Genomic DNA, 5,963 nt, shown 5'->3' with positions numbered 1-5,963 from the left:
GGCATCGCCCAGATGGGCAAGTCCTTCCGCAACGAGATCACGCCCGGCAACTTCATCTTCCGCACCCGCGAGTTCGAGCAGATGGAGATGGAGTTCTTCGTCAAGCCGGGCGAGGACGAGAAGTGGCAGGAGTACTGGATGGAGCAACGCTGGAACTGGTACACCGGCCTGGGTCTGCGCGAGGAGAACATGCGCTGGTTCGAGCACCCGGCCGAGAAGCTCTCCCACTACTCCAAGCGCACCGCCGACATCGAGTACCGCTTCCAGTTCGGCGGCAGTGAGTGGGGCGAGCTGGAGGGCGTCGCCAACCGCACCGACTACGACCTCGGCGCGCACAGCAAGGCCTCCGGCCAGGACCTCGCCTACTACGACCAGGAAGCCGGCGAGCGCTGGACGCCGTACGTCATCGAGCCGGCGGCCGGTGTCGGCCGCGCGATGCTGGCGTTCCTGCTGGACGCCTACATCGAGGACGAGGCGCCCAACGCCAAGGGCAAGATGGAGAAGCGCACGGTGCTGCGCCTCGACCCGCGCCTGGCCCCGGTGAAGGCGGCCGTCCTGCCGCTCTCCCGCAACCCGGAGCTGTCCCCGAAGGCCAAGGGTCTCGCCCAGGCGCTGCGGCAGAACTGGAACATCGAGTTCGACGACGCCGGCGCGATCGGCCGCCGCTACCGCCGCCAGGACGAGATCGGCACGCCGTTCTGCGTGACGGTCGACTTCGACACGCTCGAGGACAACGCGGTGACGGTCCGCGAGCGCGACTCGATGAAGCAGGAGCGGGTGTCGCTCGACCAGATCGAGGGGTACCTGGCCGCGCGCCTGATCGGCGCCTGACTTCCGGTAGCTGTACTCGGCCCCCGGTGCCGGACCCAGACGGGTCCGGTGCCGGGGGCTTCGTCGTGCCGACGGGGGGGAGTGGCGGATGGCATCTGGCAGTCAACAACTGACAGGTGACAGCTGACAGATATTGAAATCTGTCAGCTGTCGTGTCAGAGTGGGGGCATGACGATGCCAACGCGTTCTCTCGGAAACACCGGCCCCCGCGTCTCCGCCCTCGGACTCGGGTGCATGGGAATGTCCGCGCTCTACGGAGAAGCCGACCGGGGCGAGTCGATCGCCACCGTCCACGCCGCCCTAGACGCCGGGGTGACGCTGCTGGACACCGGCGACTTCTACGCCATGGGGCACAACGAGATGCTGATCGGCGAGGCGCTGCGCGCGGCACCCGCCGGACTGCGGGAGCAGGCGCGGATCAGCGTGAAGTTCGGGGCCCTGCGCGATCCCAACGGCGGCTGGTCCGGGTACGACGGGCGGCCCGCCGCCGTGAAGAACTTCGCCGCCTACTCCCTCCAGCGCCTCGGCGTCGACCACATCGACGTCTACCGCATCGCCCGCCTCGACCCCGACGTGCCGATCGAGGAGACGGTCGGCGCCATAGCCGAGCTGGTGGAGAAGGGGTACGTGCGCCACATCGGCCTCAGCGAGGTCGGCGCGGGGACCATCCGGCGGGCCGCCGCCACCGCCCCCGTCAGCGACCTTCAGATCGAGTACTCGCTCATCTCCCGCTCCATCGAGGACGAGATCCTGCCCACCGTCCGCGAGCTGGGCATCGGCGTCACCGCGTACGGGGTGCTCTCCCGCGGACTGATCTCCGGGCACTACACCGCCGACCGGCAGCTCGCCCCGGGCGACTTCCGCTCCTTCTCGCCCCGCTTCCAGGGCGACAACCTCCGGCACAACCTCGGCCTCGTCGAGGCGCTGCGGAAGATCGCCGACGGCAAGGGCGTGAGCGTCGCGCAGGCCGCCATCGCCTGGGTGCTGTCCCGGGGCGAGGACATCGTGCCGCTGGTCGGCGCCCGCACCCGCGAGCGGCTCGGCGAGGCGCTGGGCGCGCTCGACGTGACGCTGGAAGCGGATGAGCTGGCGGCGATAGAGGAAGCCGTGCCGGCCGGCGCCGCCGCCGGTGAGCGCTACGCGGCGGCCCAGCTGGCCGACGTCGAGCGCTGACACCCGCCGGGTACGGTCTAGGCCATGGCACCGACCTCCGAGACCCTGACCGCCGAGCGCATCCTCGAAGCCACCGAGGAGGTGCTGCGCCGGCACGGCCCCGCCAAGGCCACCGTGGTGGACGTGGCCCGCGCGCTCGGTGTCAGCCACGGCAGCGTCTACCGGCACTTCCGGACCAAGGCGGCGCTGCGCGAGGCGGTGACCAAGCGGTGGCTGGACCGTACGTCGCAGGCGCTCGCCGGGATCGTCGCCGCCGAGGACCGCGACGCGGAGGCGCGGCTGCGGGACTGGATACGCGCACTGTTCGAGGCCAAGCGGCGCAAGGCGGGCGACGACCCCGAGCTGTTCGCCACGTACTCGGTGCTGGTGGACGAGAACGGCACCGTGGTGGGCGAGCACATCGAGGAGCTGACCGGCCAGCTCACCCGGATCGTCCGGGCCGGCCAGGACGACGGCGCGTTCACCGTCGCCGACGCCGAGTCCGGGGCCCGTGCGGTCTTCCAGGCCACGGCCCGTTTCCACGACCCCTGCCACGCGGGGGAGTGGCGGCGCCCGGAGATCGAGACGGAGCTGGAGGCGGTGGTGGGGCTGCTGGTACGCGGGCTGGGGGCGGACCGGGACCGGCGGGAGAACCGTCCAGAACGGTAAACGGCAGGAGAACCGTCGAAGTGCGGAAACCCGGCGCGTAACGGAAGGTGAGGGTGCCAGGGGCTAGCACGCGCGCGGAGGACGGTAGGTCATGGCTGAGCAGAAGTCGGCGCGGGGAGTCCTCCGGCTCCCGGGGCTTCCAGGTCTCCCGGATCTCGCCGGTCCGCTGAACGCCGCCGCCTCGGTGCTGGGGCGGGTGCCGGGTGCCGGGACGGTCGGCCGGGCGGCCGGCGGAGTGCTGGACCGGATCGGTGCCGTGTCCCCACGCGGACGGCGGGTGGCGGTGTACACCGGCGCGGGGGTGCTGGGCGTCGCCGGTCTGGTGGAGTGGCCGGTGGCCGTGACGGGCGCGGCGGTCGCGTGGCTCACCAAGCCGCGGGAGTCGTCCGGGACGGACGACGCCACGGAGACCGCGGGCGCGGGCACGGGCGCGGCGCGGAAGTCCGCGACGGTGGTGAGGAACGCCTCGCGTACGACGGGCACGGCGCCGGTGGCGGGGACGGCGGCGGCCGCCCGCAGGACACGGAAGGCGGGCTCCGGGAAGGGGACCGCGAAGAGGACGGCGAAGAGGACGGCGGCCGAGGACCGGACCACGACGCCGGACGGCATGCGGCGAGCGGCGGAGAGCGGCGACGTCCGCAGTGCTGGGAAGAAGGCCACCAGCGGCCGCACGGGCGAGGCCCACGCCACCGCCGACGCCGGTCTGAGCACCGGCACCCGCACGCGGACCACCGCCGCCGCGAAGGAGGCCGGCGCGGTCGCCCGCAGCGGGGCGGCGACCAGGACCCCCGCCCCCGCCTCCAAGAAGCGCGCCGCCACCGGTACGCCAGGGAAGACCACTGCCGGAAGGGCCGCGGCAGCGAGATCCGGCGCCGGAACCCCTCCCGCTGGGAAGGCCGCCGCGCCAGCCGGGAAGGCCGCCGCGCCAGCCGGGAAGGCCGCCGCGTCAGTTGGGAAGGCTGCCGCGTCAGCCGGAACGGCCGCCGCTCCCGCTGGTAAGGCCGCCGCGCCAGCCGGGAAGGCCGCTGCCTCAGTTGGGAAGGCCGCCGCCTCAGTTGGGAAAGCCCATGCCCCCACGGCGAAGCCTGGCGCCGCCACGGCGAAGCCTGGCGGCCCAGCCGGGAAAGCCCACGCCCCCACCGCGAAGCCTGGCGCCCCCAGGACGAAGCTGGGCGCTTCCGCCGAGAAAGCCCCCGCCCCCACGACCGCGCTGGGCGCCCCCGCCGAGAGAGCCCTCACCCCCGCCAAGAAGCCCGGCGCCTCCGCCAAGAAGTCCGGCGCCTCCGCCAAGAAGTCCGGCGCCCCCGCCAAGAAACCCGGTGTTTCCGCTGAGAAGGGCGGTGTCGGGCGTGAGAAGGCCGGTGTCGCGCGTTCGCGGAGTGCTGTTACCACCGCGCATGCCTCCGCGGCGAAAGGCACCGCCACCACGCAGCGCGTCTCCAGAGGGGCGGCTACGGCCAAGAAGGCTTCCCCGGCCGCCCGACGGCGTGGCGCGGGCCGGACGGCGGGCTGAGCGGCGGTGACGGTGGCCGGGCTGCTGACGCGTTCCGCCGGTGCCGTCACGGGGACGGTGCTGGCCGGGCCCCGGCTGCTCGCCCGGTCCACGGCACCCGCGGTCGGCGCGGCGGCCGGAGCCGTGGCGGGCGGCGCGCGGGCCGGCGTACGGACCGCGGACTTCGCCGCGCGCGCGGCCCGGGTCGCCCGCGCCGCGCTGCCGGGCGGCGGCGGCCGCGACTGGCGGGCCGGCACCCGCCTCCACCTCGCGTTGCGGCCCGCCGGAACCGCCGTCGGACTGGAGCACGCCGCCCGGCGGGTGGCGGCCGCCCTCGCCGAACACCCCGACGTGGCGCTCGCCTACTGGGACACCGGCCTCGCCCGCCTCGTGGTCACCGCGACCGAGGACGCCCTGACCGACCGGGTCGTGGACCGTGCGACCGCGCTCGCCGAGCGGCACGGACTGGCCCGCGCCGCGGACCGGGCCGAACCCGTGGAGGAGCTGTCCCACCCCGGCGACCCCACCTCCGTACGGGTCGCCGCGGCGGCGCTCGGCGCCGATGTGCTGGGTGTCGCCGCCGGGACGGCCGCCTCCGCGCTGCGGCTGCCGCCCACGCCCCGGCTGCTGACGGCGGTCTCGACGCTGCTGCGGGAGAACCCGGCGTTCCGGGCGTGGCTGACCGACCGGCTGGGCGGCGCCCGTACGGACGTCGTGCTGGCCGCCGTCAACGCGGCCGTGCACGGCGCCGGACAGAGCCCGGCCTCGCTGGTCCTCGACGGGGCGTTGCGGGCCTGCCAGTTGGCGGAGGCGGTGGCCAGGACGGCGGCGTTCGAGGCGGTCCACGACCGGCTGTGCGCGCCCGGCCGGGGCGGCCTGCCCGGCGACCCCGCGCTGCGCCCGCCGCTGCGCACCTCGCCCGCCCAGGAGTACGCCGCCCACGCCTCGACCGGCAGCGTGGCCGGCGCGCTGGCCACCCTGCTCGTCAAGCGCGACGTGAGCGAGGCCGCGGAAGCGGTGCTCTCGGGGTCGCCGAAGGCGGCGCGGTACGGGCCGGCGGCGTTCCACGCCGTGCTCAGCGGCGCCCTGTGCCGGGCGGGCGTGCTGGTGCGCGACCCCGACCGGCTGCGGCAGCTGGAGATGGCCGGCACGGTCGTGCTGCACCCGAGCGCGCTGCGGCGGCCCGGTGCGGGCGCGGACCCCTGGACCGAGGACGTGCTGGACGCGGCGCGCCGCGCCGGACTGCGCGTGGTGATGGTGGAGGACCCGGCGCTGGCCGACTTCACCGGCCTCGCGGACCGGGTCGTCGGCGCCGGACGGGCCCTCGCCGAGGTGGTGGCGGAACTGCGCGAGGAGGACGGCGGCGTCCTGACCGTCGTACGGCCGCCGCCCGGCGACGGTGCCGACGGAGCGGAACTGCTCGCCGGGCTGCTGGCCGGGGACGTGGCCGTCGCCCTCGCCGACGGGGACGGGCCGGTCGTGTGGGGCGCGGACGTTCTCGCCGTACACGGACTGGCGGACGTGTGGCGGCTGTTGCGGGCGGTGCCGGCGGCGCGGGGGGTCGGCCGGCGTTCGCAGGTCCTCGCGCGCTCCGGTGCCGCGCTGTCCGGACTGCTGGTGGCCGTGGGGGAGGCGCGGAGCGGACGCGGGTCGCCGTTGCTGCCGGGGCTGCGGCACGCGCCCGTCGACGCGGGCGCGGCGGCGGCGCTGGTCTCCGGGGTGCGGGCGGGACTCACCGTGGCGGCGGCCCGCGCGCCCCGGCCACGGCCCCGGGTGGCCTGGCACGGACTGGGCCCCGAGGACGTACGGGAGCGGCTGG

The 5,963-nt window shown here is 75.2% G+C and carries 4 protein-coding genes and 1 pseudogene; 4 read left to right on the top strand and 1 reads right to left on the bottom strand.

Annotation, left to right across the window (positions count from 1 at the left end; all coding sequences use genetic code 11):
* The 3 genes from UW392_RS62035 to UW392_RS62025 form a co-directional block, all read left to right on the top strand.
* The coding region (locus UW392_RS62035) for a glycine--tRNA ligase (protein ID WP_320784335.1) at window positions 1-831 on the top strand (831 nt) is incomplete at its 5' end.
* A 168-nt stretch (window positions 832-999) separates the two neighbouring features.
* Window positions 1,000-2,004 carry an aldo/keto reductase gene (locus UW392_RS62030; protein ID WP_320784334.1) on the top strand — a complete coding sequence of 335 codons (1,005 nt, stop codon included), beginning with the start codon at window positions 1,000-1,002 and terminating at the stop codon, window positions 2,002-2,004.
* A gap of 24 nt (window positions 2,005-2,028) precedes the next feature.
* Window positions 2,029-2,652, top strand: a complete 624-nt coding sequence (locus UW392_RS62025; protein ID WP_320784333.1) for a TetR family transcriptional regulator — start codon at window positions 2,029-2,031, stop codon at window positions 2,650-2,652.
* A 63-nt stretch (window positions 2,653-2,715) separates the two neighbouring features.
* Here UW392_RS62025 and UW392_RS67230 read toward each other — a convergent pair whose 3' ends face one another.
* On the bottom strand, window positions 2,716-3,471 hold the full coding sequence (locus UW392_RS67230; protein ID WP_414497660.1) for a hypothetical protein: 756 nt from the start codon (window positions 3,469-3,471) through the stop codon (window positions 2,716-2,718).
* A gap of 706 nt (window positions 3,472-4,177) precedes the next feature.
* Between UW392_RS67230 and UW392_RS62015 the strand changes: the two are divergent.
* A pseudogene (locus tag UW392_RS62015) lies at window positions 4,178-5,963 on the top strand (cation-translocating P-type ATPase); the annotation flags it as partial.

It is taken from the genome of Streptomyces sp. CRN 30, from assembly GCF_034105845.1.
Note: the sequence above shows the minus strand (reverse complement) of the source record. Positions and strands in the feature narration are given on the sequence as shown.